This is a genomic window from Rhodococcus sp. 4CII (genome assembly GCF_014256275.1).
GTDB classification, from domain to species: Bacteria; Actinomycetota; Actinomycetes; order Mycobacteriales; family Mycobacteriaceae; genus Rhodococcus_F; species Rhodococcus_F wratislaviensis_A.
The window spans coordinates 7,071,878-7,095,158 of the sequence record NZ_JACCFE010000002.1 but is presented as its reverse complement, the minus strand read 5'-3'; the positions used below and the strand labels follow the sequence as shown (position 1 = coordinate 7,095,158).

Sequence of the window (23,281 nt, the reverse complement as noted above, 5' to 3'; positions counted from 1 at the left end):
CATTTCCGTTCGCAATCGACGATCCACCTCACCGTGTCGTCGCAATTGGTCGATCAGGCAGAGCTGGTACCGAGGTGATCACTTCTCACACCCCGCGGTACGGCGGGCACAGTCTCCGCAAATCCGCAGGTAGTTCACAGCGACTTCACACCGTCGCCCCTTAGCCTGGACCGGTAGCCCACCGTACGGAGTCCGACATGACCGCGCCCGCGACCACACCCGGCATGGTGACGTCTGGAATCATGCCTCTCTCACCGGACCACCGCCGCACTTCGGCGATACGCGCGCGCCGCTACTTCGCGGGCGCGCCCGCGACGCTGGTGTATCTGTTCACGCTGCTGGTCACGTGGTGGACCGTGCAGGGCACCGATCCGAACCTGACGCACCATCTCATCGTCAGCGCATCGACGAACCTCCACAACATGCAGACCGACCCGTTGCAGGTCCTGGTCGCCTCCGCGTTCTGGACCGACTCCACCGGGTTCCCCTGGCTGATGGTCGCGGGCTTTCTACTCGTGATGGTTGCCGCCGAACGGCGGCTCGGCACCCGCCGCTGGATTGCCACCTTCGCGGCCGGACACATCGGGGCGACCTTGGTCACCGTCACCGGCATTTGCTACGCGCTCGACCACAACATGCTGGCCGTCGATATCGCGCACACCACGGATGTCGGCGCCAGCTACGGCTTCTACGCCGTGACAGCCGCATTCATCATGCACTTCACCGGCCGTCTGCGGGTGATCGCGGCGAGCGCGCTGACCGGATACCTGGTCGTGGCCGCGTTGTACGGGCAGTCCTTCACTGATTACGGCCACCTCGCCGCGATCGCCATCGGCTTCGCCGTTCACCCCGTCGCCACGCTTGTCTGTCGACGCTGGGGGCGCTCACGCCTCGCGGCGCCGGCTGCCACAGTATCCTGACGTCCGCGTCGGCGGCTGTTGCCCCAAACATTGTGCAGTGCCGTCGTTTTCATCGGACAGTCCGGCACTGTCCGAATCGGGTCGAGAAGAGTGTCCGGTCCCTGACCCGGGCCTACGATTGAAGCAGTCATCCTCCGCGGCATCGCACAAGACGGTGCCCGCAATCGAGGAGGTGAGCGATGACGCGCATTGCCGGAGTCTCGCGCCGGGATGCAGGGCCGACGGTGAAGCTCGCGTACTGGTTCACCCGCCGTCACATGGCACGGCTCGCGGGACGTGAAACCGAGCAGATGATCGAGCCGGTCACGATGTATGCCCACGTGCCCGGGGTGTTGCGCGCGTACGGCATGCTCGAGCAGGCCACCGCGAAGCTGAAACGGCTCGACGAACGGTACCGGGCACTGGCCGAACTGAAGGCGGCCACCGTCACCCAGTGCGAGTACTGCATCGACTGGGTTCACAGATCGCGCGACGCTGGGGGCTCAGTGACGAAGAACTGCTCGCGCTGCCGTCGTATCGGACGAGCGCACTGTTCACCGACGTCGACAAGCTGGTGCTCGACTATGCGGTCGGCATGAGCAGCACCCCGGTCACGGTGACCGATGCGCTCTTCGCGAAGCTGCGTGAGCACTTCGACGACGCCCAGCTCGTGGAGCTCACCCATCTGATCGCGCTGGAGAACCTCCGTGGGCGTTTCAATCTGGCGCTCGGCGTCCCCGCGGCCGGATTCAGCGAAGGCATGGCCTGTGCGGTGCCCGCGCCCGTCCCCCACTCGACACCGGGAGACGAAGGAACGAACTGACAGCGTGGCCACCGGACCGATCGACGAACTGTCACATCGAACCGGAGAGTCGGTCGCCGCCCTATCCAACTGCACAATCCCGCTCGCCGGGCGGGCGATGCGGCTTACGATGATTTTCACGCCGCGCGGCCCAATTCCCTCTTGTCGCCCGCCCAGCCGAGGACGCCCCGGAAAGGCGACAGTCGGTCTCGCCCATGAGAGCGAGCACGCCGGCGTGTGGAGTATCGGAGGGATGCAATGAGCGCTACACCCGCATTGAAGAAGGCCCTGAGCCAGCGGCAGCTGACGATGATCGCCATCGGCGGGGTGATCGGCGCGGGCCTGTTCGTCGGCTCGGGTGTCGTCATCGGAGACACGGGGCCGGGAGCGTTCATCACGTACGGCCTTGCCGGCGTCCTGATCATCATGGTCATGCGGATGCTGGCCGAAATGGCCGTGGCCAACCCGTCGACCGGATCGTTCGCCGACTATGCTCGCACGGCGCTGGGCAACTGGGCAGGCTTCTCGGTCGGCTGGTTGTATTGGTATTTCTGGGTGATCGTCGTCGGCTTCGAGGCGATCGCAGGCGCCAAGATCATCCAGTACTGGATCGACGTCCCGTTGTGGTTGGCCGCGTTGGTTCTGATGATTCTGATGACAGCGACGAATCTGTTCTCCGTGTCGTCGTTCGGCGAGTTCGAGTTCTGGTTCGCCGGCATCAAGGTGGCCGCGATCGTGGTGTTCATCGCGCTGGGCACGCTATTCGTTCTCGGCGTGTGGCCGGACAAATCACTCGACTTCTCCAACCTGTGGGTCCATGACGGATTCCTGCCGTTCGGCGCCATGGCGATCACGGTGGGTGTGGTCACGGTGATCTTCTCCATGGTGGGCGCCGAGATCGCGACCATCGCCGCCGCCGAATCAGCGGATCCGGAGCGGGCGGTGACCAAGGCCGCCAACTCGGTGATCGTGCGCATCGCAGTGTTCTTCGTCGGCTCGACATTCCTGCTGGCGACGATCCTGCCGTGGAACGACGAGAAGGCGGCCGCATCCCCCTTTGTCGCCGCATTCACCGAAATGGGGATTCCGTACGCCGACCACATCATGAACGCCGTGGTGTTGACGGCGGTGCTGAGCTGTCTCAATTCGGGCATGTACACGGCCTCCCGCATGCTGTTCGTTCTCGCTGCGCGCCGGGAGGCACCCGCGCAGTTGGTCGAGGTCACCCGTCGGGGGGTGCCCGCGGTCGCGATCCTTGCATCCTCGGTCATCGGTTTTCTCTGTGTCATCGCGGCGGCGGTCTCGCCGGACACCGTCTTCGCGTTCCTGCTGAACTCCAGCGGCGCGATCATCCTGTTCGTCTACCTGCTCATCGCCGTATCGCAGATAGTGCTGCGGTACCGCACGCCGGACTCCGAACTGCGGGTCAAGATGTGGCTGTTCCCGGTGCTGTCGCTCATCACCGCGGCGGCGATCGTAGCGATCCTGGTGCAGATGTATCTGCAGGAGGATGTGCGGTCCCAATTGGTGCTGAGTCTGTTGTCATGGGCCGTCGTCATCGTGCTGTTTCTCGCCAACAAGTGGTTCGTGGGTCGGCGACCCACCATGGAAGGGGCCGCTGCGACGGCACGACCGCACCGCGTGCTGGTGCTGGCGAACCAGACTGTGGAGTCCAAGGAGATGCTCGACGAGCTTCGCCGTATCGGCGCGGATCGCGAAGCGAGCTATTTCGTCGTCGTGCCGGCCAGTCCGATCGAGACCGGGACCGCCGCCACCCACGGTCCGCTCGACGTCGCCGAAGCGACCCGGGAAGTTGCACAGCAGCGGCTGGACGACACGCTGGCGACACTCCGCGCAGACAACCTCACCGCCGACGGTGAATTGGGAGACTACCGGCCGCTGCGGGCGCTGTCCGCCGCCGTCGATACGTTCCACCCCGATCAGATCGTCATCTCGACACTGCCACCCGAAGAGTCGGTGTGGCACCGCTTCGACGTCGTGGACCGCGCACGCGCCGAGCACGATGTGCCGGTGACGCACGTCGTCGCAGTCCCGACCGTCGCAGGGAGATCCCGCCGATGACGATCATCGCCGGATTCAGTGCGAGCCGTCAGGGGCCGGCGCCCCTCAACCTGGCAATGCAGATAGCACGCTGGACCGGCGACGCGATCGTCGCCGCGGCCATCGTGGAACGGCCGTGGCCGGCGAAGGACGACCCCATCGAGCGCGAGTACCTGGGCTACGTCACCGAGCAGGCTTCGCTGGCACTCGACAGGGTGGTCAGCCAATTGCCGGGGGATGTCGACGTCCCGACCGTCGTCCACCAATCGCAGTCCGTTCCCACAGGTTTGATGGAGTTGGTTGCAGCCCACGACGCGAGTCACGTTGTCGTCGGGTCGTCGTCGTCCGGGCTGCTGGGCCGGGTGGCGCTGGGCAGTGTCACCGAACGGTTGGTCCACACGGCGGCGGTGCCCGTCGCGATCGCTCCGCGCGGCTACCCCATGATCGCCGAACCCATCCGTCGGCTCACCGTCGCATACGGAGGCGAAGCCGATGTCAACGGTCTCGTCGCGGCCACCGCCGAAATGGCCAGGAAGTGGCCGGTGACGTTGCGGATCGTCTCGTTCACGGTGCGGCCGATGACGATGTACGGTGGCGCCATCGAGCGGTCGACGGAGGACCTTGTCGTGCAACAGTGGGCACGCAGGACACGCGACGATATCAGCAAGCAGCTCAGCCTGGTTCGCGCCCAGATCCCAGTCCCCGACGTCGACCTCGTGGTCGGCAGTGGCCATGACTGGCGCGAGGCGGTCGAATCCGTCTCCTGGGAAGCCGGCGACATGCTGACCCTGGGTTCGGGAGCAGCCGGACCCGCGGCCCACGTATTCCTCGGCTCGGCCGCCTCGAAAATCCTGCGGCACGCTCCCGTGCCCGTGATGATCGTTCCGCGAAACGCAGCTGCGGCATAGTTGTTCACTCGACCAGCGACTCCCTTTTCAGCTAGTCGTGCGCCGCATTCGCCGATCGGTCTTGCGGCGCAGGATGCGAAGGTGTGTAGGTGAGCAACCCACTTTCATCCGAGGTGGAACCGTACGAAGCGGTCGCTGCTTCGACCCGAATGCTTTTCGTGCGGTGTCGTTCGACCAACGCGGATGCGGACGGAGCCGACCGCTGGCCACGACACCGACTTGTCGTCCAACACGACAACACATTTGACAGCGGACATCGAACGTCAGCGCGAGCATCTCGGAATCGCGATGGCGCACCGAGCGATCTCGTCGGGATCGCGAACCGAGATCGACTGGATCACCCGTGACATGAGGCGGATCTTCCCCAGGGAGTGGGAGGAGTGCATCGCTCCCGTACCGGCCCGGGAACGAAACGGGAATCTTGCGGCCGCGTAGGCGCGGCTTCTCGCCGCTTCGATTTGCTGGTCTTCGACGGTGAGCCCGAACCTCGGACGGCGCTTTGGCATGCCTGCAGGCGGGTTCCGATTGCCGCTCAGGGTGATTCGATGGGGGGTGTGTGGTGGGACTTCGTCGCGAACACGACTGCGCTGTTCTCGCGCATCCATCCCAGCACCTTCGCCGTCAATGCGGGGTCTTGTGGGTTGCCCGCAACGGCCGTGCGGCGGGCCTGCTCGAACGCGCTCTCGACAGAGATGCCCCGATCCTGGGCGAACATCGTCGTTGCACGCCAAACCGCAGGGGTGCGGGCACCGGAGTTGGCTGGCCGTGAGAAGGGCGTGGTGCGCGGCGCCGCGGACGACCACGCTCCGCTCGGTTCGAAGCTCCCGGTGAGCAGGTTGGCTGGTCGGTGTCCGGTGCACGTCGAGGGAAGTCTCAACCGGTGTGGTGGGCGACAACCGGTAATTCGTAGCCAGACGAATTCCTCGTGTCCCGGTGATTTACTGGTTCGCCCGGCCGCTGGCCGGGGTCAGAGCAGTAGATGGAAGATGTCGAAGGCGACGTTCCATTCTGCGGTCCCAGGGTTCTTACGGTCCGGCTCGATCGTGACGAAGGTGTGCGCGAGCGCCACGCTCAGCCCTCCGGCAATCAGCGGCAGTCGCTGCTCGGTCTCCTCGGAGAGTGCCACGTCCAACGGCGGCCGGGCCGTCAATTGGTCGAGCAGAGGCTGTAGTTCGATCTCCTCGTCCAGTTTTTCGAACCGGTGGATGCTCTCCTGCAGCCCCTTGGTGATCGGCAGGTCCCACGGTTCGATCACGTCACGCAGGTTTGCCTTTGCCGAGGCCTTGCCGATGAGGATCAAGTCGTAGATCTTGTCGTCGATGAATTCCGTATAGCGCTTGAGATCGTTCCGGTCGACTTGCAGTTCAGCCGCTGCCCGGAAGAATCGCTGGAATTTCACGGTGCCCATCACTGGCATGTCGTCAGCTCCTCTCGAAGTATTCATGGATTTGGCGAACCGCCATCGCTCCTTCACCGACAGCGGATGCGACCCGTTTCACCGAGCCGCTGCGGACGTCGCCCGCCGCGAACAGGCCGGGCCGGCTTGTTTCGAGCGTCCTCGACAGCCCGGCGCCGATCCGCCGGTCGCCGTCCCCTCGGGCGTGGACCGCGTCCACACCCGTGAGGACGAAGCCGTGGTCGTCGAGTGCGATCGCGTCGGCCAGCCACGCGGTGTGCGGGATCGCTCCGATGAAGACGAACAGGGCGTGCGCCCGGAGCGTGTCCTGGTCCCCCGTGCGATTGTCCTCGACCACGATTTCGTCGAGGTACTTCTCACCGTGGACCTCGCGAATCTCGGTATTCCGGTGGACCGTCACGCGCGGATGGCGCTCGATTTGGTCGACCAGATACCGGGACATATTCTTTCCGAGGTCGTCGCCGCGGATGAGCAGGTGAACGTGTGAGACACGGTCCGCGAGAAAAACGGTGGCCTGCCCGGCGGAGTTTCCGCCGCCGACGATGGCCACCGGGTCGGTGCCGCACATCCGTGCTTCCTGATGGGTCGCGGCGTAGTACACGCTCGTCCCCTCCAGTGCCTCGATCCCCGGAACCGCCAACTTGCGATACCGCGCGCCGGTGGCGAGCACGACGGCCCGGCTGCGAACCGCGCCGCCGTCCGCCAGCTGGAGCACGTGGTGCCCTTCCTCGGACCCCAGACCGGTCACCTCCGCCGACACCAGGATGCGGGCGCCGAACTTCCCGGCCTGGATCACGGCCCGCTCCGCCAATTCGGAACCGGAGATCCCCGCCGGGAAGCCCAGGTAGTTCTCGATCCGGGAGGAGGTACTGGCCTGCCCGCCCGCGGCGATCGACTCCAGCGTCACCGTGTTCAACCCGTCCGAGGCGCCGTACACGGACGCGGCCAGACCGGCCGGTCCCGCACCCGCCACGACGAGGTCGCACACGTCCTGGGCAGCGTCCGGGACCGGAAGCCCCACGATGCGGGCGAGTTCCGCATTCGTCGGATTGCGCAGCACCTTCTCGCCGTGCCAGATCACGACGGGTGTGTCCTCGGGGGCGATGTCCAGGCTGCGCAGCAGCTGCTCCGCCCGTTGGTCCTGCTCCAGATCGATCCACCGGTGGGGTAGTCGGTTGCGCATGGCGAACTCCCGAAGCCGCAACGTGTCCGGTGAATAGCAGGAGCCGATGATCCGGAACCCCGATCCGAGCCCGATCAGCAGGTGCCGCCGCACCAGGTAGGCGCGCAGGATCAGATCGCTGAGCACGAAATCGTGGGCCACCAGTTCGCGCACCCGCGCGGCCGGGACGACGAGCATCTCGCCGTCCTCGATCGCCTCGGCGGTGAAGAACGCCACCTGGCCTTCCAGCAGTCCGAGCTCGCCCAGGAATCGGCCGGGGCCGTGCACGCGCAGTATTCGGCGTTCGCCGTCCCCGTCGCCCTCGTCGATGATCGCGACCTTGCCGGAGAGGATGACGAAGAAGTCGTTGCTGGGCGCGCCCTCTTGGATCAGCACCTCGCCGACGCGAACCGATCGACGCGTGCCGCCGACCGCGAGTGTTGCGACCTGGTCGTCCGTCAGCCGCGGGAAAGCACCTTGCTCGTCCGGAGTCTCGTCGTCGACCGGCGGAATGTCGCGGGCGGGCGCGGCGTCCTCAGACGAAGTTCTGGTCGACATAACACCAGCGCCAATCCTCGCCGGGTTCCAATGACTGGACAATCGGATGGCCGATCGCGTGAGCGTGCGCGCTCGCGTGCTTGCCCGGCGAGGAGTCGCAGCAACCGACGTGTCCGCACGTCAGGCACAGCCTCAGATGCACCCACGGGGTGCCGAGGCGAAGACATTCCTCGCAACCCTGGGGAGTCCGGGGCACCACGGGCCGGATCGCGGTCACGTGCGGGTCCACATTGACAAAAGTCATGACGCCGCCCCCTTGCCTGCATTCTCCGAGAGCGCCTGATCGAGCCACGTGCGCAGCGCCGGTACCGGAGCGGCGCCCGCCTGACGAGCCAGGACCTCACCCCGATCCATCACCAGCAGAGTGGGCACAGCGCGGACGGTGAACCGCTCGGCTGTTTTGGGCGCAGCATCCACATCGACCTTGACCAGCTTGATCTGACCTGCGCGTTCCCTGGCGAGCTGCTCGAGCGCCGGACTGACCATGCGGCACGGGCCGCACCACGTCGCCCAGAGGTCGACGAGCACAGGCACCGAGGATTTGTCGGCGACCTCCGCGAAGTCGTCGTCCCCTGCCGAGGCGATCCAGGGCAGCGCCTCGTGGCAGTTCCCGCAGCGCGGTTTGCCGTCCCCGGCCGCCGGCACCTTGTTGACCTTGCCGCAGTTCGGACACTTCACATTTTCGGATCCCATGACCACACCTCTTCTCAGGCCGCCGCGACGGCGGGTTCCGCATACGCGACGGCGAGCTCGCCGCTGTCCACCGTGACACTGATGGTGCCACCGGGTTCGATCTCGCCGCGCAACAGTGCACGACCGATCTTGGTCTCGACCTCGTGGGCGATGTACCGCCGCAGCGGCCGCGCACCGTAGACCGGGTCGAAACCGTGTTCGGCGATGAGCCGGCGTGCTTCCGGCGTGATATCCAGGTGTATCCGCCTCTCCGACAACCTGTTCCGAAGATCTGTGAGTTGCAGCTCTACGATGTGCTCGATCTGGGGCAGGGTGAGTGGGGTGAACAACACGATGTCGTCGACCCGGTTGAGGAATTCGGGACGGAAGTGCCCACGCAGTTCCGCCAGCACCCGCTCCCGGGCGTCCGGCTTGATCTCACCGTCGGCTGTGACTCCGTCGAGGAGATGCTGGGATCCGATGTTGGAGGTCATGATGATCACGGTGTTCCGGAAATCGACCTGCCTGCCTTGGGAATCCGTGATGCGGCCGTCGTCGAGCACCTGCAGCAGGGTATTGAAGACGTCGGCGTGAGCCTTCTCGATCTCGTCGAAAAGGACCACGGAGTACGGCTTGCGACGCACCGCCTCGGTGAGCTGGCCGCCCTCGTCGTATCCGACGTACCCGGGGGGCGCACCGATGAGCCTGCTCACCGTGTGCCGCTCCTGGTACTCGCTCATGTCCAGGCGCACCATGTTTTCTTCGCTGTCGAAGAGGGCACTGGCCAGCGTCTTTGCGAGCTCGGTCTTTCCCACGCCCGTCGGGCCCAGGAAGATGAACGAACCGATGGGCCGGCGCGGATCACGGATACCGGACCTCGCCCGGATCACCGCGTCTGCGACCAGTTGCACCGCCTCGTCCTGACCGACGACCCTCTCGTGCAGGATCTCGTCGAGCTTCAACAGCTTCTCCCGCTCACCTTCCTGCAGCCGGGCGACCGGGATACCCGTCCATGCGGCCACGATCTCTGCGATCTCGTCTTCGGTGACCACCTCGCGCAGCAACGGATTCCGGCCCTGCCTGGTGGCCAGTTGCTCCTCCGCCGCCTCGAGCCTGCGTTCCAGCTCGGTGATCTCGCCGTATCGCAGCTCGGCGGCCCGATTGAGGTCGTAGTTGCGCTCCGCCGCCTCGGCCTCGTGGCGCAACCGTTCCAGCTCACCCCGCAGCTCCTGCACCCGCCGGATCGCCTGCCGCTCCGCCTCCCACTGCGCGTGCCGGGCGTCGGCCTCGGCCCGTAGATCGGCCAGCTCCTTTCGCAGCTCTTCGAGGCGCGTCTTGCTGGCCGCGTCTGTTTCCTTGGACAGCGCGGCCTCTTCGATCTCCAGCCGGGTCACCTTACGGGTGAGCTCGTCGAGTTCGGCGGGCATCGAATCGATTTCGGTGCGTAGCCGGGCGCACGCCTCGTCCACCAGATCGATCGCCTTGTCCGGAAGGAAGCGGTCGGTGATGTACCGGTGCGAGAGGGTCACGGCGGCCACCAGTGCGCCGTCCTGAATCTTCACGCCGTGAAACACCTCGAGGCGTTCTCGAAGTCCGCGCAGAATCGAGATCGCATCCTCGACGCTGGGCTCGTCGACGAGAACGGTCTGAAATCGACGCTCGAGTGCGGCATCGGATTCGATGTGCTTGCGATACTCGTCGAGAGTGGTGGCACCGATCATGTGCAGTTCGCCGCGGGCGAGCATCGGCTTGAGCATGTTGCCGGCGTCGAGAGACCCCTCGCCGCCGACTGATCCCGCACCGACAACTGTGTGTAACTCGTCGACGAACAACAGGATGTGCCCCTCGGCCGCCTTCACCTCGGACAGCACCGCCTGCAGTCGCTCCTCGAACTCGCCGCGGTACTTCGCGCCGGCCACCAGGGAACCCATGTCGAGCGAGAAGATCGTCTTGTCGCGTAGGCCCTCGGGCACGTCGCCGCGGACGATCCGCTGGGCGAGGCCCTCGACGATCGCGGTCTTCCCGACGCCGGGGTCGCCGATCAGCACCGGATTGTTCTTCGTCTTCCGGCTCAGGATCTGCGTCACCCTCCGGATCTCGGCATCTCGGCCGATGACCGGATCGAGTTTGCCTGCCCGCCCCTCGGAGACGAGGTCGCGTCCGTACTTCTCCAGCGCCTCGTACGCCCCCTCCGGGGTCGCCGAGGTGACGCGCTGATTGCCGCGCACTTTCGTCAGCGCCGTGAGGAATGCCTCTCGTGTGACCCCATGACTGGCGAGGACCCGTCCGGCCGCACTGGACGATCCCTCCTCGGAGAGGGCCATCACGAGATGCTCCACCGACACGTAGGAATCCTTGAGTCGCTTTGCCTCCCGTTCCGCGGCGTCGAGCAGCTTGGCCAGGCGCTGGGTGATCATCACCTGACCGGGCGTCGCGCCGGGACCGCTGACCTTCGGCCGACGCGACAGTTCCCGTTCCAGATCGGATCGCAGGGCATCGACGTTCGCGCCGGCCTGCTCGAGCAGGCGAGGTACCAACCCCTCCTGCTGATCGACCAACGCGAGCAGCAGGTGCTCACCGTCGACCTCGGTGTGACCCATTCTGGTCGCTACGTTCTGGGCTTCCTGCAGGGCTTCTCGAGACTTTTCAGTCAGGCTGCCGGTGTCCATGGGGGTGTCCTCCTTCTGCGGGACGATGCTTCGAGTTTCTCGATTCGATCCAGCAGATCGAGCACGAGCCCGATTGCCGAGTAGTTCAGGCCCAGACCGGTCCGCAGCCGTTGGATGCGGGCGGCGTGGGCCACTTCGGATGGTTCGAACGACATCTCGCCGCCGGCGTCGCGGTGGGCGTCGAGCAGGCCGAGAGCCACAAGCTTTCGCGCCAGGTCCGGATGCAGCCCGGTACGTTTGGCGAAGGCATCTGGTGACAATCCGGTACGGCGCACCAAGACGTACTGGGTAACCGGGGGCGGGGTGCTCATTTTTCTTTCCTCGGATCGAAGTTCGATTCGGCGGCCAACTGCTCGAACAGCTCGCGTTCGCGTGCTGTCGGTTTCGACGGCACCATCACCTTGATCTCGGCGTAGAGGTTGCCGTTGGCGCCACGAGGATTGGGCATTCCCTCTCCGCGCAATCGAAGCTTCCTTCCCGTCGACGAGCCCGGTGCCACTTTGACTTTCGCGTCGCCACCCGGGGTGGGAACGACGACGGTCGACCCGAGGACCGCCTCCCAGGGCGATACGGGCAGGTCGACGTAGATGTCCCGACCCTGTACCTGGAACCGGGAATGCGGCTTGATCCGAATTACGAGGTACAGATCCCCGGGCGGCGCGTCACCGTTGCCCCGGCCGCCTTGCCCGGCCAGCCGGATCCTCTGGCCGTCCAGGACACCGGCCGGAATGTCGACGTCGTACTGCCGTCCGTCCAGTCTGAGAGTGCGTTTGCCGCCCCGATACGCTTCTTCCAGGGTCAGTTCCAGTTCCGCTTCCTGATCGGCGCCGGGAATCGGCCCGTACCCGCCACCGCCGCCGAACATCTGCCCGAAGAGGTCCTCGAAGTCGACGGCGCCCTCGCCACCGACACCGTGACCGAAGTGCACCCTTCTGCCACCGCCCCCGCCGCCGTACCCACCGCCGCCGTATCCACCGGCGCTTGCCCGGACCCGTTCGTCGTAGTCCTCGGGCACCCGCCGGAAGTCGTCACCGAATCGGTCGTAGCGTTTCCGGGTATCCGGGTCGGACAACACCTGGTAGGCCTCGTTGGCCTCCTTGAACTTGTCCTCCGCGGTGGGGTCCTTGTTCACGTCGGGGTGATACTTGCGGGCCAGCTTGCGGTACGCCTGCTGGATTTCGTCGGTGCCGGCGCCGCGCGGAACCCCGAGCACTTCGTAGTAGTCACGCGCCATCGGTGCTCACCCCTCGGGTCGGCTGACGACCACTGAGGCGGGACGCAACTGCCGCCCGTCCTCTCCATAGCCCGGGCGCAAGACCTCGATCACGGTCCCGGAGGGAAGGTCGGGTTGGGCCACCACGCTGACCACTTCGTGAAGCTCCGGGGAGAACGGCACACCGACCTCGTCGTGGCGCTCGAAGCCGAGCCGTGACAGCACCTGCACCGCCTGGTCCCGGATCGCCTTCACGCCCTCGACGACGGCCTGGGGATCGCTGCCCGCATGGGTCAGCGCGAGCTCCAGATTGTCCAGTACCGGCAGCCACGCAGAGGAAACCTTCGCCACCTCCGCGGCGCGTTCACGGTCCAGATCCTTGGCATACCGCTTGCGCAGGTTGTCGAGATCTGCAAGGGCCCTGCGCCAGCGGTCCTCGAGTTGAGCCAGCTCGGCCCCCGTGTCGGTGCGATCAGGCGCCGTTTCGGTCTGATCCGTGTCGGTGCCGTCGGTAGCCGGCTCGGTCGTCGAATGATCTGCAGACCTGTCCATCGTGTGCCTCAGCTTCGATCGAATTCGGCGTCGATCACGTCGTCGTCATCCGACGACGCAGCGTCGCCTCCACCGCCGGCCTGGTGTCCGTCGCCTCCGCCGGCCTGGGCCGGTGCGAGCCCGTAGAGCAGCTGCTGCAGCTCCGAGGTGAGTGGCTGTACCTCCTCGGGTGAAGCACCGTCTTTCACGGCCTTCCTGGCGTCGGCGATCAGCATCTCGGCGCGTGCCTTGTCGTGCGGTGGGGCACTGTCACCGAGTTCGGCGAGTCGCCGTTCCACTTGATAGGCAACCGAATCAAGGGCGTTGCGTGCATCGACCGCCTTGCGCAGCGCCTCGTCCTCGCCCCGGTTTCGTTCGGCCTCGGCGAGCATGCGCTCGACCTCGCCCTGGTCCAGGTTGCCCTGTTCGCTGATCGTGATGCTCTGTTCCTTGCCCGTGTCCTTGTCGCGGGCGGTGACGTGGAGGATGCCGTTGGCGTCGATGTCGAAGGTGACTTCGACCTGGGCCTCGCCGCGTGGCGCAGGGCGGATGTCTTCCAGCCGGAACCGGCCCAGCACCCGGTTGTCGGCGGCCCGTTCGCGTTCACCCTGCAGTACCACGACATCCACTGCGGACTGATTGTCTTCCGCCGTGGAGAACACTTCGCTACGCCGCGCCGGGATCGTCGTATTGCGCTCGATGATCTTGGTCATCACCCCGCCCTGGGTCTCGACGCCGAGGGACAGCGGGGTGACATCGAGCAACAGCACATCGGAGACCTCGCCCTTGAGCACGCCCGCCTGGACTGCGGCACCGAGCGCCACGACCTCGTCCGGGTTGACGCTCATGTTGGGGTCCTTGCCGCCGGTGAGCCGGCGAACCAGCGCTTGCACCGCCGGAATACGTGTCGAACCACCGACCAGGATCACTTCGTCGATATCGTTGGCGGTGACCTTGGCGTCACTCATCGCCTGCTTCACCGGGTCGAGGCAGCGTTCCACCAGATCCGCCGTCAGATCCTCGAACTTCGATCGCATGATTGTGGTGGTGAGGTGCTTGGGACCGTTCGCGTCAGCGGTGACGAAGGGCAGGTTGACCTGGGCCTGAGTCACCGAGGACAACTCGACCTTGGCTTTCTCCGCCGCCTCGAAGAGCCGCTGCAACGCCTGCGGATCCTTGCGCAGATCGATGTTCTCCGCACTCTGGAATTCGTCGGCGAGGTAGTCCACCAGACGCCGGTCGAAGTCGTCGCCGCCGAGGTGGGAGTCGCCAGCCGTGGAACGAACCTCGACCACGCCCTCGCCGACGTCGAGCAGGCTCACATCGAACGTGCCGCCGCCGAGGTCGAAGACCAGTACGGTCTCGTGGGTCTGCTTGTCCATGCCGTACGCCAGTGCCGCAGCGGTCGGCTCGTTGATGATCCGCAATACCTCGAGGCCTGCGATGCGGCCGGCGTCCTTGGTGGCGTTACGTTGCGCGTCGTTGAAGTAGGCCGGAACGGTGATGACCGCTTCCTTTACCTTCTCACCGAGGAACTTGCTGGCATCGTCGACGAGCTTGCGCAGCACGAGGGCACTGATCTCCTCCGGCGCGTACTTCTTGCCCCGCACGTCGAATCGAGCCTCACCGTTGTCACCCGCTACGACGTCGAAGCTGACCGCTTTGGCCTCCTCGGAGATCTCGTCGTAGTGACGTCCGATGAAGCGTTTCGCCGAGTAGATCGTGCCCTTGGGGTTCAGGATCGCTTGCCGTCGGGCGAGCTGACCCACCAGGCGCTCGCCGCTCTCGGTGAACGCCACCACCGACGGCGTCGTCCGCGCTCCCTCGACGTTGGAGATCACCACCGGCTCGCCGCCTTGCCAGCTTGCGATGACCGAGTTGGTGGTGCCCAGGTCGATGCCTACCGCGGTTGCCATGACTCATTCCTTTCGATCGGTCCGGCCGGTGAGCAGGCGGACGGCTTCGTCCGCGACCTCGACGTCGGCGAGGACTTCGTAGTGACGTGGTTGTAATGACTGGATTGAGGTGAAGTCGCGCCGACCGCCCTGCAGCGCGTACATGAGCAGGCCGAGCAGAGCACCTATGAGGGCGCCGAAGATAAGCCCGTAGAAGGCGAGCGTGAAGCCTGTGAGCAGCGGTTGGACCCAGTCGAGTAATCCGAAGATCCAGCCGAACAGTGCGCCCGTCAGCGCGCCCGCGGCGGCGCCTCGCAGAGCGGCCCAGCCGTAGTTCAGTCGGCCGACGACCTGCTCGACCAGCTCGATGTCGCGGCCGACGATGGCCAGTTTGCCTACCGCGAAATGCTGGTCGGAGAGGTAGTCGACGGCACTTTCGGCGTCGGCGTAGTTGTCGAACGTTGCAATTACCTGGCGTGCAGGTTGGTGTGGACTTACGGCGGAGGTTCCGCCACTGGACTCTGACATCACGCCCCCTGGGCGTCGATGAGTGGGGTTCGCCGAGCCCGCGGGTACCGGTTCGGCTCCGGTCGGTCGGTCAACGGGTCGAGCACACGGACGGCTCAACCGCATGAGAATCTTCATCCGCCTGTGGGCATACGAGAAAACGGGGGTCGGTGACGGCCACACCCAGTCCGGTGCGGCGCGAAGAAAACTCCCGATCTAGAGGATTCTCGCAGCCGACACGTTGTGTCACAAGGTTCCGGTAAGTCCAAAGTAGGAAGGCGATTCCGTCCTACCAGGACAGTCTCCGGAACCGTGGAAAGACAGCTGCCTCAGCCTCACGTACAGCATCAGGTCCTCGGCGGTGGGGCCTAAGCCTCCGGCTCAGAAGCGAACACCAATGACGAGATCCGATTTTCAGCTGTCGGATCAGGCCGTCCAGCGGGGTCACCGCGACCTTATTCCGCTGTGCGGCAACTGAATCGGTCAGAAGCGGGGGAACTGGTTTTGAAAGTGAAAGTAGTACAACAATATACGACTCGCCGCTACTGTAGTGCAGACATACGCACTGTAATCGTCGACGGCGATTTTCTGTGGGTATTTGACGCGGGTCGGGAGTCGCCGACGACGGGCGGAGACAGGAGTATGTTGATCGGGTGGGCCCGCTGGCGGCAAGTGCTTGTAGGGGACCGATTCCTCACGGAGGCGGTCGCTGATGCACGCGCCGTCGACCGTACGCTCCACGATCCGGGCGCTGCTGGTCGCGATCGTAGTCCTCCTCCTCGCAGGATGCGGCGGCTCGGCTTCCACCACCTCGCCCCCCTCAGACGGGGCCGCCGTGGACCTGCCGGCACTGGTTCGGCAGGTGGAGGCCTCGGTCGTCACTGTGCTCACCGGGTCCGGCGTGGGCAGCGGCATCGTCTACAAGACCGACGGCACCATCGTCACCAACGCCCACGTGGTCGAGGGTGCCCGGCAGGTGAGTGTGGCCTTCGCGGACGGGCAACAGGTGCCGGCGAACGTGCGGGCCGTCGATCAGGTGGCCGACGTCGCGGTCCTTCACGCGGACCGCACGGATCTGACTGCGGCGACGTTCGAGACAGCGCTGCCGGAGGTCGGCGCGCTCGCGGTGGTCATGGGCAGTCCGCTGGGGTTCGAGGACACGGTCACCTCGGGCATCATCTCGGGACTGCACCGTCAGATCCCCGGGTCGGCCTCTACCGGGGCGCCGCTGGTCGACCTGATCCAGACCGACGCTGCGATCTCGCCGGGTAACTCCGGGGGTGCCCTGATCGACGGACAAGGCCGGGTCGTGGGGATGAGCCAGGCCTACATACCCCCGGCGGCGGGTGCGGTGGCTCTGGGCTTCGCCATCCCCGCAGCAGATGTCGTCGACGTCGCGGACCAGCTGCTGGCGTCCGGGACCGCCCGGCATGCGTACGTCGGCATTCAGCCCGGCACACTGACCCCGCAGATCGCCGAACAGTTGGCGGTCAACCGCACCAGCGGTGTCGTCGTCCTCGAGGTCGTCCCGCTCGGTCCGGCTGCGACCGCGGGTATCCGGCCCGGCGATGTCATCACCGCGGTCAACGGCCACGACACCGAGTCGGCGGAGGACTTCATTGCGGCGCTCCGTGCCGTCGCCCCGGGCGATCGAGTCGAACTGACCGTGCTCCGCGGCGGCGAGACCCAGCAGATATCGGTCACCGTGACGGACCGCCCCGCCAGCTGAACGACGATTCCACGGGCAGTGTTGCGGCCCGGCACGTTGCGGGCGTCGCGGGCGTCGATTCCGCCCGAGACCACCGTCGATGGTGGATGGTCCGGACAGCTGCAGTCAGCTGATTCGGGTGCCGTCGAGGTGACCGAATCGTGTGGAGGGAATCACGGCAGAGGACCCTGGCCGCTCTCGATTCGCTGCTTCCGCAGCGTGAACTCGTCCTCCGAAATCTCGGCCAACCCCTGCACAGCAGCACCGGCCGAGTCGACCTGGTACACAGAACTGTATCGACCGGACGAGAAGTACTTCGGCTGCCGCAATCCGCGGGTGGGCATCCGTCCGCGGATTCCGGCAGCCAGTATCCGTGGAGGACGATTTTGTCCTTGGCTTCCAGGCGGCCGAGCAGTCGGCCGACATGCGCCGTGCCACCAAAGACGTCGTTCCATTCATTCGGCCGGTACAGCGCGCCCTCGTGCTTGGTCTCCGGATGACTGGTCGCCAATGTGAGCAGGCCGATTTCCCCGAGAGTGAGTTTGTCGGCCAGGCACTGCTTCTCGTTCGTCTTCGGGCTCTGCACGACGCCAGGATCACTGGTGGTTCGGCGCGGGCGCCGTAGCTGACGAGGCTCAGGCATGACGCACCTCGACTTGGAGCCACTGCCCACCGAGGCGAGAGGTCACACCTCGCTCGGTTGAGATCCGCGACGCCGGGGATCCCCCGGACGCCACCCCCGAGCGCCCACCCCGGCATCGCTGCTCGCCGGCGGAGGGTCACCGATCGGTCGGATAGCCGCGGACCGCATTGGTCGCAGCGACGACCTGGCGGTCCGCCCGTCCACGGACGGGCGGACCTGACTCACACGGTCACTGGGGCTCAGTGTTGCACTGCCGCCAGCGTGGTGTTCAGAGTCTTGCTCGGCCGCATCACCGCGGCGGTCTTCTCGCGGTCCGGGTTGTAGTAGCCGCCGATGTCGACCGGCTCGCCCTGCACCTCGATGAGCTCCCGCACGATGGTGTCCTCGTTCTCGGCCAGTGCCTCGGCGAGCGGGGCGAAGCGCTCCGCCAGTTCCTTGTCCTCTGTCTGCGCCGCGAGTGCCTGCGCCCAGTACATCGCGAGGTAGAACTGGCTGCCCCGGTTGTCGAGCTCGCCGGTCTTGCGCGACGGGCTCTTGTTTTCGTCCAGCAGCTTGCCGGTCGCCGCATCGAGCGTCTTGGCCAGGATCTTGGCTTGCTCGTTGTCGGTCTTGATGCCGAGCTCCTCCAGGCTGACGGCCAACGCCAGGAACTCACCGAGCGAATCCCAGCGCAGGTGGTTCTCCTCGACCAGCTGCTTGACGTGCTTGGGCGCCGAGCCGCCGGCGCCCGTCTCGTACATTCCGCCGCCGGCCATCAGCGGCACGATCGACAGCATCTTGGCGCTCGTGCCGAGTTCCAGGATCGGGAACAGGTCGGTGAGGTAGTCGCGCAGGATGTTGCCGGTGGCGGCGATGGTGTCCATCCCGCGGATCAGCCGCTCCAGCGTGTACCGCATGGAGCGCACCTGCGACATGATCTGGATGTCGAGGCCCTCGGTGTCGTGATCCTGCAGGTACAGTTCGACCTTCTTGATCAGCTCGTTCTCGTGCGGACGGTACGGGTCGAGCCAGAACAGGACCGGCATGCCGGAGTTGCGCGCCCGGGTGACCGCGAGTTTGACCCAGTCGCGGATCGGGGCGTCCTTGACGGTGCACATGCGCCAGATGTCGCCGGCCTCGACGTGCTGGGTGAGCAGCACCTCACCGGAGTCGACGTCCACGAAGTTGGCGTCGCCCTCTTCCGGGATCTCGAAGGTCTTGTCGTGCGAGCCGTACTCCTCGGCCTTTTGTGCCATCAGCCCGACGTTGGGGACGGTGCCCATGGTCGTCGGGTCGAACGCGCCATTGGTCTTACAGAAGTTGATGATCTCCTGGTAGATACGCGCGAAGGTGGACTCGGGCATCACTGCCTTGGCGTCCTTGGGCCGTCCGTCGGCCCCGTACATCTTGCCGCCCGAGCGGATCATCGCCGGCATGGAGGCGTCCACGATCACGTCGCTGGGCGAATGGAAGTTGGAGATGCCGCGAGCCGAGTCGACCATAGCCAGCTCGGGGCGATGCTCATGGCAGTCGTGCAGGTCCTGAACGATCTCCTCGCGCTGCGTGCTGGGCAGCGTCGCGATCTTGTCGTAGAGGTCGCCGAGGCCGTTGTTGACATTGACGCCCAGTTCGTCGAACAGCGCCTGATGCTTGGCGAACGCATCCTTGTAGAACGTCTTCACCGCGTGGCCGAAGACGATGGGGTGCGAGACCTTCATCATCGTCGCCTTGACGTGGAGGGAGAACATCACGCCCGTCTTGCGCGCATCCTCCATCTGCTCCTCGTAGAAGTCGAGCAACGCCTTCTTGCTCATGAACATGCTGTCCATGACGTCGCCCTCCCCCAGGTCCACCTCGGACTTGAGGATGATCGTCTCGCCACCCTTGGTCACCAGTTCCATCCGGACCTTGCGCGGCCGGTCCAGCGTCATCGACTTCTCACCGTGGTAGAAGTCGCCGTGCCGCATGTGCGCGACGTGGCTGCGTGAGGCCATCGACCATTCGCCCATGCTGTGCGGGTGCTTGCGGACGTACTCCTTCACCGCTCGGGGTGCACGGCGGTCGGAGTTGCCCTCACGCAGGACCGGGTTGACCGCGCTGCCGAGGATCTTGCCGTAGCGCTGCCGGATGTCGCGTTCCTCGTCGGTCTTGGGGTCGTCCGGAAAATTGGGAACCTTGAAGCCCTTGCCCTGCAGTTCCTTGATGGCGGCCAGGAGTTGCGGCACGGACGCGCTGATGTTGGGCAGCTTGATGATGTTCGTATCGGGGAGCTGCGTCAGGCGACCCAGCTCGGCCAGGTTGTCCGGAACGCGCTGCTCTTCGGTGAGGTGGTCGGGGAATTCAGACAGGATCCGCGCCGCCACCGAGATGTCGCTGGACTCGATCTCGATACCCGCTGCACCGGCGAAGGTGCGCACGATCGGCATGAAGGCGTAGGTCGCGAGCAACGGCGCCTCGTCGGTCAGCGTGTAGATGATGGTCGGCTGCTTGTCGGCGCACATGGTTGTTCTCCCGCGTCAGTTCGGTCCGATTTCGAAGGGCTCAGGGTGGGCCCTGTCGGTATCGCGTCAAGTATCAGGTTAGGTACTACATCGCCGGCGCCTTGTTCGAGCGCAGGCATTCCGAACTCTATCGCGTGCGTCCGATTCGATCGCAGGCGAGAGTTGGTCGGCGCCGCTGACGTCGACCGCTGCCGCCGGAGACGGCCATCCCTGGATGAACAAGAGATGACCAGAGGGCGTCACCGCCTCTCCGACGAGCCGGGTCGACTCCGACTTCGACCACCGCGACACGTTCGCCGGGCGACTTTCTCTGTGATTCGATCGCCGCCGAACGAGCATGGACGACGAGAGACAGCTCAGCTGCGAGGTGCCGCTGACGGTGTCGGTGCGCCCGGTTCGAATGCGGACGCGTCCGGGTCGCTGCCGGTGACACCGATCAGGTCTGCGACCACCTGGAGCGGAAGCGCGCGTGCCAGTGCATCGATGGCCTCGAACGAGCCCACGGGGGTCAGGGCATAGACGCCGGTGGTGGGCAGATGGACCACCGCGCCGAGATTGCGCAGTTTCTCGTCCATCGGATCGCCTACGCCGACGCCACGGTCCGACAATCCCGGTCTGCGATCAGGACTGATCGCTTTGCCTCTGTTCGATGCTCCAGGCCGCGATTTGCGTGCGGGAGGCGAAACCCAGCTTGGCGAGGATGTGCTCGACGTGCCCCTGCGCCGTGCGTTGCGAGATGACGAGCCTGGCAGCGATCGCCTTGTTGGTCAGGCCTTCGGCGACGAGTTCGGCCACCTGCTGCTCCCGCCGCGTCAGAGACGTCGGTGTTTGCTCGGCGGAGAGATCGGGCCTGCTCCTTTCGTCGAGGGCGCCTTGTTGGTCAGGCCTTCGGCGACGAGTTCGGCCACCTGCTGCTCCCGCCGCGTCAGAGACGTCGGTGTTTGCTCGGCGGAGAGATCGGGCCTGCTCCTTTCGTCGAGGGCGTAGGCTGCGGCGTCGTCGAACCCCATTCCGAGGCCCTGGCGGAACTCCGTCTCGAACGCCCGGTCACCGATCGCCCGGCGGGCCTTGTCCTCGAACTCGGCGTGTCGGTGGCGCGTGTTCGGGAAAATCGTGCTCGGACTTCCCACCGACTGGCCGAGAGTCTTGGTTGCGCCCATCAGCGTCGCGGCACGCCGGGGAGCTTTGTCGTCGGCCGCGATCCACCCGAGCACCTCCATGCACCCCACAGCGCTGACGCGGTCATCCACCAGCCGCGCGAGCTTCAGTCCCTGCGTGAGCAGATCTTTCGCACCGGAGTACTCTCCCCGTCGCCAGGCACCCACCCCCGCGGCCCACAGCGACCATCCCCGGTAGACGGACTCGTCCCGAGATTCGGTGAGCGCCAGGACTTCGCGCTGACATTCCTCGCTCCGGATCCGGTTTCCGGCCGCCTCGCCGGCCAGCGCGAGTCCGAGCAGCGACCAGATCAGGTACAGCAAGGTGCCGCCCTCCCGGAAGACGGCGAGGGAAGACTCGAAATGCTCAGACGCGGCCACGGCATCCGCGGTGAACAGCGCATGCCAACCGGCGGCATCGTCCATCAGCGCCCGACCGGTACGGTCGCCGAGCTGCGCCGCGAGGTCGGTGCCGCGCTGCGCATAGAGTGCCGACGCATCCGGGTCGCCGTGGATCCCGGACAGCACACTCAGCACATACAAAGCTTTGACCCGCTCCATACCCGGCTTGCCACCCTGGACGGCCAGAAGCTGCGCGAGCCAACGCAGACCCTCACGTATCCGGCCCCGCACCCGCCAGTACGGGTACAAGGCCGCGGCCATGCGGAGTCCGGCGTCTGCTTCACTCGGACCGGTGAGGCAGAATTGCAGCGCGGCACGGATGTTGGGTTGCTCGGCGTCGAGGCGCGCGATCCAGGCCATCTGCCTCGGGCTGATCCAGTCGGAGTCCGCCTGCAGCACCAGGTTTTCGTACCAATCCCGGTGCCGCCGCAACAGTGAACCGAACTCGCCGGTTTCCTGCAATCGCTCCAACCCGTAGTCGCGCAGCGTCTCGAGCATGCGAAACCGCACCGCACCCGCGAGTTCGTCCCGGATCAGAATCGACTTGTCGATCAGCGACGCCACAACATCCACGATCTGGTCCGCTGACGCGGTGTCCGTGAAGATGCCTTCGACGGCGCCGAGCTCGAAGCTTCCCGAGAACACCGTCAGTCGTCCCCACATCTTCCGCTCGGCGGGAGTGCACAACTCGTGGCTCCAGTCGATGCTCCAGACCAGGGTCTGCTGCCGGGCCGGTGCCCCACGAGTGTTCGTCGTAAGCAGACCGAGGCGGTCGGTCAGCCTGTGCAGTATCTGCTCCTCCGACATCGCCCGTAGACGCACCGCAGCCAGTTCGATGGCGAGCGGCAGACCCTCCAGTCGGCGGCAGATCGCCGCGACCACGTCCTCATTGTTCTCGGTGAGGGCGAAACCTGGAACCGCCGTCGCCGCGCGTTCGGCGAACAGGCTCATCGCCTCGTAGTGGGCGATCCTGCCCCTGTCCGCCGACCGAGGGTCGGCTTCCGGCAACGTGAGCGGCGGCACCCGGAACACGGCTTCGCCCCCGATGCCGAGCGGTTCCCGGCTGGTCGTCAAAATTCGTAGGTTCGGGCAGGCGCGAAGGAGCGTCCGGGTGAGGGTGGCGACCGGCTCGACGAGGTGCTCGCAGTTGTCGAGGACGAGCAGCAGCGTCCGTTCCGCGAGGTACTCGACGAGCACGGCCTCGGGTGATCCGCCCAGGCCCTCGCGCTGTTGCAAGACCGACGACACCGCGTCGACAACCGTGTCCGGATCCTGCAATTCGCCCAATCCGGTCAACCACACACCGTCGTCGAATGCACGGGTGGAGTCGGCGGCGACCCGTAGTGCAAGCCGGGTCTTCCCCACACCGCCGATCCCCGTCAACGTCACGAGCCGTGATACGGAGAGCAGACGGCGGACCTCGACAATTTCATGGCGACGGCCGACGAAACTTGTCAGTTCATGGGGTAGGTTCCCCGCGTTCGCCTTGCCACCGGAAAGCATCAAACCGTCACTTTCTCACGTACCCGACCCTTCACGGTACCTCGCCGAAATCAGGCGTCCCAGCGGTTCGGGGCCGACCGCGGCCCGGATTCTC

General features: G+C 65.7%; 18 protein-coding genes and 3 pseudogenes. 7 read left to right on the top strand and 14 right to left on the bottom strand.

All coding sequences use genetic code 11. The features are described from left to right. Window positions 1-197 precede the first annotated feature (197 nt). From H0B43_RS33535 to H0B43_RS41945, 5 genes and pseudogenes are all read left to right on the top strand, one after another. Complete coding sequence (locus H0B43_RS33535; RefSeq protein ID WP_185724022.1) at window positions 198-920, top strand: rhomboid-like protein; 723 nt, start codon at window positions 198-200, stop codon at window positions 918-920. A 179-nt stretch (window positions 921-1,099) separates the two neighbouring features. Then, window positions 1,100-1,722: pseudogene (locus tag H0B43_RS33530) on the top strand (carboxymuconolactone decarboxylase family protein). A gap of 237 nt (window positions 1,723-1,959) precedes the next feature. Then, the gene (locus H0B43_RS33525; RefSeq protein ID WP_185724023.1) at window positions 1,960-3,783 is read left to right on the top strand and encodes an amino acid permease; all 1,824 of its coding nucleotides are present in this window, start codon (window positions 1,960-1,962) and stop codon (window positions 3,781-3,783) included. Continuing rightward, window positions 3,780-4,670, top strand: coding sequence for a universal stress protein (locus tag H0B43_RS33520; protein ID WP_185724024.1), 891 nt, complete (start codon window positions 3,780-3,782; stop codon window positions 4,668-4,670). Before H0B43_RS33525 ends, H0B43_RS33520 begins: the two co-directional genes overlap by 4 nt. 112 nt (window positions 4,671-4,782) lie before the next feature. Beyond that, a pseudogene (locus tag H0B43_RS41945) lies at window positions 4,783-5,102 on the top strand (prolyl aminopeptidase); the annotation flags it as partial. Between the two features lie 100 nt (window positions 5,103-5,202). Here the strand turns inward: H0B43_RS41945 and H0B43_RS33515 are convergent. The 11 genes from H0B43_RS33515 to H0B43_RS33465 all read right to left on the bottom strand — a co-directional run bounded on the left by H0B43_RS33515 (window position 5,203) and on the right by H0B43_RS33465 (window position 15,315). Next, window positions 5,203-5,385, bottom strand: coding sequence for a hypothetical protein (locus tag H0B43_RS33515; protein WP_185724025.1), 183 nt, complete (start codon window positions 5,383-5,385; stop codon window positions 5,203-5,205). 252 nt (window positions 5,386-5,637) lie between these two features. Further along, a complete protein-coding gene (locus H0B43_RS33510; protein WP_185729698.1) occupies window positions 5,638-6,078 on the bottom strand; it encodes a DUF1931 family protein in 441 nt (146 codons plus the stop codon). Between the two features lie 13 nt (window positions 6,079-6,091). Continuing rightward, window positions 6,092-7,807 carry an FAD-dependent oxidoreductase gene (locus H0B43_RS33505; protein WP_185724026.1) on the bottom strand — a complete coding sequence of 572 codons (1,716 nt, stop codon included), beginning with the start codon at window positions 7,805-7,807 and terminating at the stop codon, window positions 6,092-6,094. Further along, entirely contained in the window at window positions 7,785-8,051 is a 267-nt protein-coding gene (locus H0B43_RS33500; RefSeq protein WP_185724027.1) for a ubiquitin carboxyl-terminal hydrolase 14, read from the bottom strand. The genes H0B43_RS33505 and H0B43_RS33500 overlap by 23 nt, the downstream gene beginning before the upstream one ends. Further along, the gene (trxA, locus tag H0B43_RS33495) at window positions 8,048-8,500 is read right to left on the bottom strand and encodes a thioredoxin (RefSeq protein WP_185724028.1); all 453 of its coding nucleotides are present in this window, start codon (window positions 8,498-8,500) and stop codon (window positions 8,048-8,050) included. The genes H0B43_RS33500 and trxA overlap by 4 nt, the downstream gene beginning before the upstream one ends. 14 nt (window positions 8,501-8,514) lie before the next feature. Next, complete coding sequence (clpB, locus tag H0B43_RS33490) at window positions 8,515-11,148, bottom strand: ATP-dependent chaperone ClpB (protein WP_185724029.1); 2,634 nt, start codon at window positions 11,146-11,148, stop codon at window positions 8,515-8,517. Further along, the gene (locus tag H0B43_RS33485; RefSeq protein WP_185724030.1) at window positions 11,130-11,459 is read right to left on the bottom strand and encodes a chaperone modulator CbpM; all 330 of its coding nucleotides are present in this window, start codon (window positions 11,457-11,459) and stop codon (window positions 11,130-11,132) included. Before H0B43_RS33485 ends, clpB begins: the two co-directional genes overlap by 19 nt. After that, complete coding sequence (locus tag H0B43_RS33480; protein ID WP_185724031.1) at window positions 11,456-12,382, bottom strand: DnaJ C-terminal domain-containing protein; 927 nt, start codon at window positions 12,380-12,382, stop codon at window positions 11,456-11,458. The genes H0B43_RS33485 and H0B43_RS33480 overlap by 4 nt, the downstream gene beginning before the upstream one ends. 6 nt (window positions 12,383-12,388) lie before the next feature. Next, window positions 12,389-12,913, bottom strand: coding sequence for a nucleotide exchange factor GrpE (locus tag H0B43_RS33475; RefSeq protein ID WP_185724032.1), 525 nt, complete (start codon window positions 12,911-12,913; stop codon window positions 12,389-12,391). Between the two features lie 8 nt (window positions 12,914-12,921). After that, entirely contained in the window at window positions 12,922-14,808 is a 1,887-nt protein-coding gene (gene dnaK / locus H0B43_RS33470) for a molecular chaperone DnaK (protein WP_185724033.1), read from the bottom strand. Window positions 14,809-14,811: 3 nt separating this feature from the next. Beyond that, window positions 14,812-15,315 (bottom strand): general stress protein, encoded by a 504-nt coding sequence (locus H0B43_RS33465; RefSeq protein WP_185724034.1) that lies wholly within the window; start codon window positions 15,313-15,315, stop codon window positions 14,812-14,814. A gap of 691 nt (window positions 15,316-16,006) precedes the next feature. Between H0B43_RS33465 and H0B43_RS33460 the strand changes: the two genes are divergently transcribed. Then, a complete protein-coding gene (locus H0B43_RS33460) occupies window positions 16,007-17,023 on the top strand; it encodes a S1C family serine protease (RefSeq protein WP_185724035.1) in 1,017 nt (338 codons plus the stop codon). A 352-nt stretch (window positions 17,024-17,375) separates the two neighbouring features. Next, a complete protein-coding gene (locus H0B43_RS33455) occupies window positions 17,376-17,627 on the top strand; it encodes a hypothetical protein (RefSeq protein ID WP_185724036.1) in 252 nt (83 codons plus the stop codon). Window positions 17,628-17,884: 257 nt separating this feature from the next. Here the strand turns inward: H0B43_RS33455 and H0B43_RS33450 are convergent, their stop codons facing one another. The 3 genes and pseudogenes from H0B43_RS33450 to H0B43_RS33435 all read right to left on the bottom strand — a co-directional run. Further along, window positions 17,885-20,125 carry an NADP-dependent isocitrate dehydrogenase gene (locus H0B43_RS33450; RefSeq protein ID WP_185724037.1) on the bottom strand — a complete coding sequence of 747 codons (2,241 nt, stop codon included), beginning with the start codon at window positions 20,123-20,125 and terminating at the stop codon, window positions 17,885-17,887. 356 nt (window positions 20,126-20,481) lie between these two features. Beyond that, on the bottom strand, window positions 20,482-20,700 hold the full coding sequence (locus H0B43_RS33445) for a hypothetical protein (RefSeq protein WP_185730153.1): 219 nt from the start codon (window positions 20,698-20,700) through the stop codon (window positions 20,482-20,484). A 61-nt stretch (window positions 20,701-20,761) separates the two neighbouring features. Beyond that, window positions 20,762-23,187 (bottom strand): annotated as a pseudogene (locus tag H0B43_RS33435) (LuxR C-terminal-related transcriptional regulator); the annotation flags it as partial. Between the last annotated feature and the right edge of the window lie 94 nt (window positions 23,188-23,281).

What these genes read in the sequence shown, in the direction of transcription:
- H0B43_RS33500 (WP_185724027.1), bottom strand. Translation starts at nt 8,051, where the DNA reads ATGACTTTTGTCAATGTGGACCCGCACGTGACCGCGATCCGGCCCGTG.
- H0B43_RS33465 (WP_185724034.1), bottom strand. Translation starts at nt 15,315, where the DNA reads ATGTCAGAGTCCAGTGGCGGAACCTCCGCCGTAAGTCCACACCAACCT.
- H0B43_RS33515 (WP_185724025.1), bottom strand. Translation starts at nt 5,385, where the DNA reads ATGTTCGCCCAGGATCGGGGCATCTCTGTCGAGAGCGCGTTCGAGCAG.
- trxA (WP_185724028.1), bottom strand. Translation starts at nt 8,500, where the DNA reads ATGGGATCCGAAAATGTGAAGTGTCCGAACTGCGGCAAGGTCAACAAG.
- H0B43_RS33485 (WP_185724030.1), bottom strand. Translation starts at nt 11,459, where the DNA reads ATGAGCACCCCGCCCCCGGTTACCCAGTACGTCTTGGTGCGCCGTACC.
- H0B43_RS33510 (WP_185729698.1), bottom strand. Translation starts at nt 6,078, where the DNA reads ATGGGCACCGTGAAATTCCAGCGATTCTTCCGGGCAGCGGCTGAACTG.
- H0B43_RS33520 (WP_185724024.1), top strand. Translation starts at nt 3,780, where the DNA reads ATGACGATCATCGCCGGATTCAGTGCGAGCCGTCAGGGGCCGGCGCCC.
- H0B43_RS33525 (WP_185724023.1), top strand. Translation starts at nt 1,960, where the DNA reads ATGAGCGCTACACCCGCATTGAAGAAGGCCCTGAGCCAGCGGCAGCTG.
- clpB (WP_185724029.1), bottom strand. Translation starts at nt 11,148, where the DNA reads ATGGACACCGGCAGCCTGACTGAAAAGTCTCGAGAAGCCCTGCAGGAA.
- H0B43_RS33475 (WP_185724032.1), bottom strand. Translation starts at nt 12,913, where the DNA reads ATGGACAGGTCTGCAGATCATTCGACGACCGAGCCGGCTACCGACGGC.
- H0B43_RS33445 (WP_185730153.1), bottom strand. Translation starts at nt 20,700, where the DNA reads ATGGACGAGAAACTGCGCAATCTCGGCGCGGTGGTCCATCTGCCCACC.
- H0B43_RS33480 (WP_185724031.1), bottom strand. Translation starts at nt 12,382, where the DNA reads ATGGCGCGTGACTACTACGAAGTGCTCGGGGTTCCGCGCGGCGCCGGC.
- H0B43_RS33535 (WP_185724022.1), top strand. Translation starts at nt 198, where the DNA reads ATGACCGCGCCCGCGACCACACCCGGCATGGTGACGTCTGGAATCATG.
- H0B43_RS33505 (WP_185724026.1), bottom strand. Translation starts at nt 7,807, where the DNA reads ATGTCGACCAGAACTTCGTCTGAGGACGCCGCGCCCGCCCGCGACATT.
- dnaK (WP_185724033.1), bottom strand. Translation starts at nt 14,808, where the DNA reads ATGGCAACCGCGGTAGGCATCGACCTGGGCACCACCAACTCGGTCATC.
- H0B43_RS33460 (WP_185724035.1), top strand. Translation starts at nt 16,007, where the DNA reads ATGCACGCGCCGTCGACCGTACGCTCCACGATCCGGGCGCTGCTGGTC.
- H0B43_RS33450 (WP_185724037.1), bottom strand. Translation starts at nt 20,125, where the DNA reads ATGTGCGCCGACAAGCAGCCGACCATCATCTACACGCTGACCGACGAG.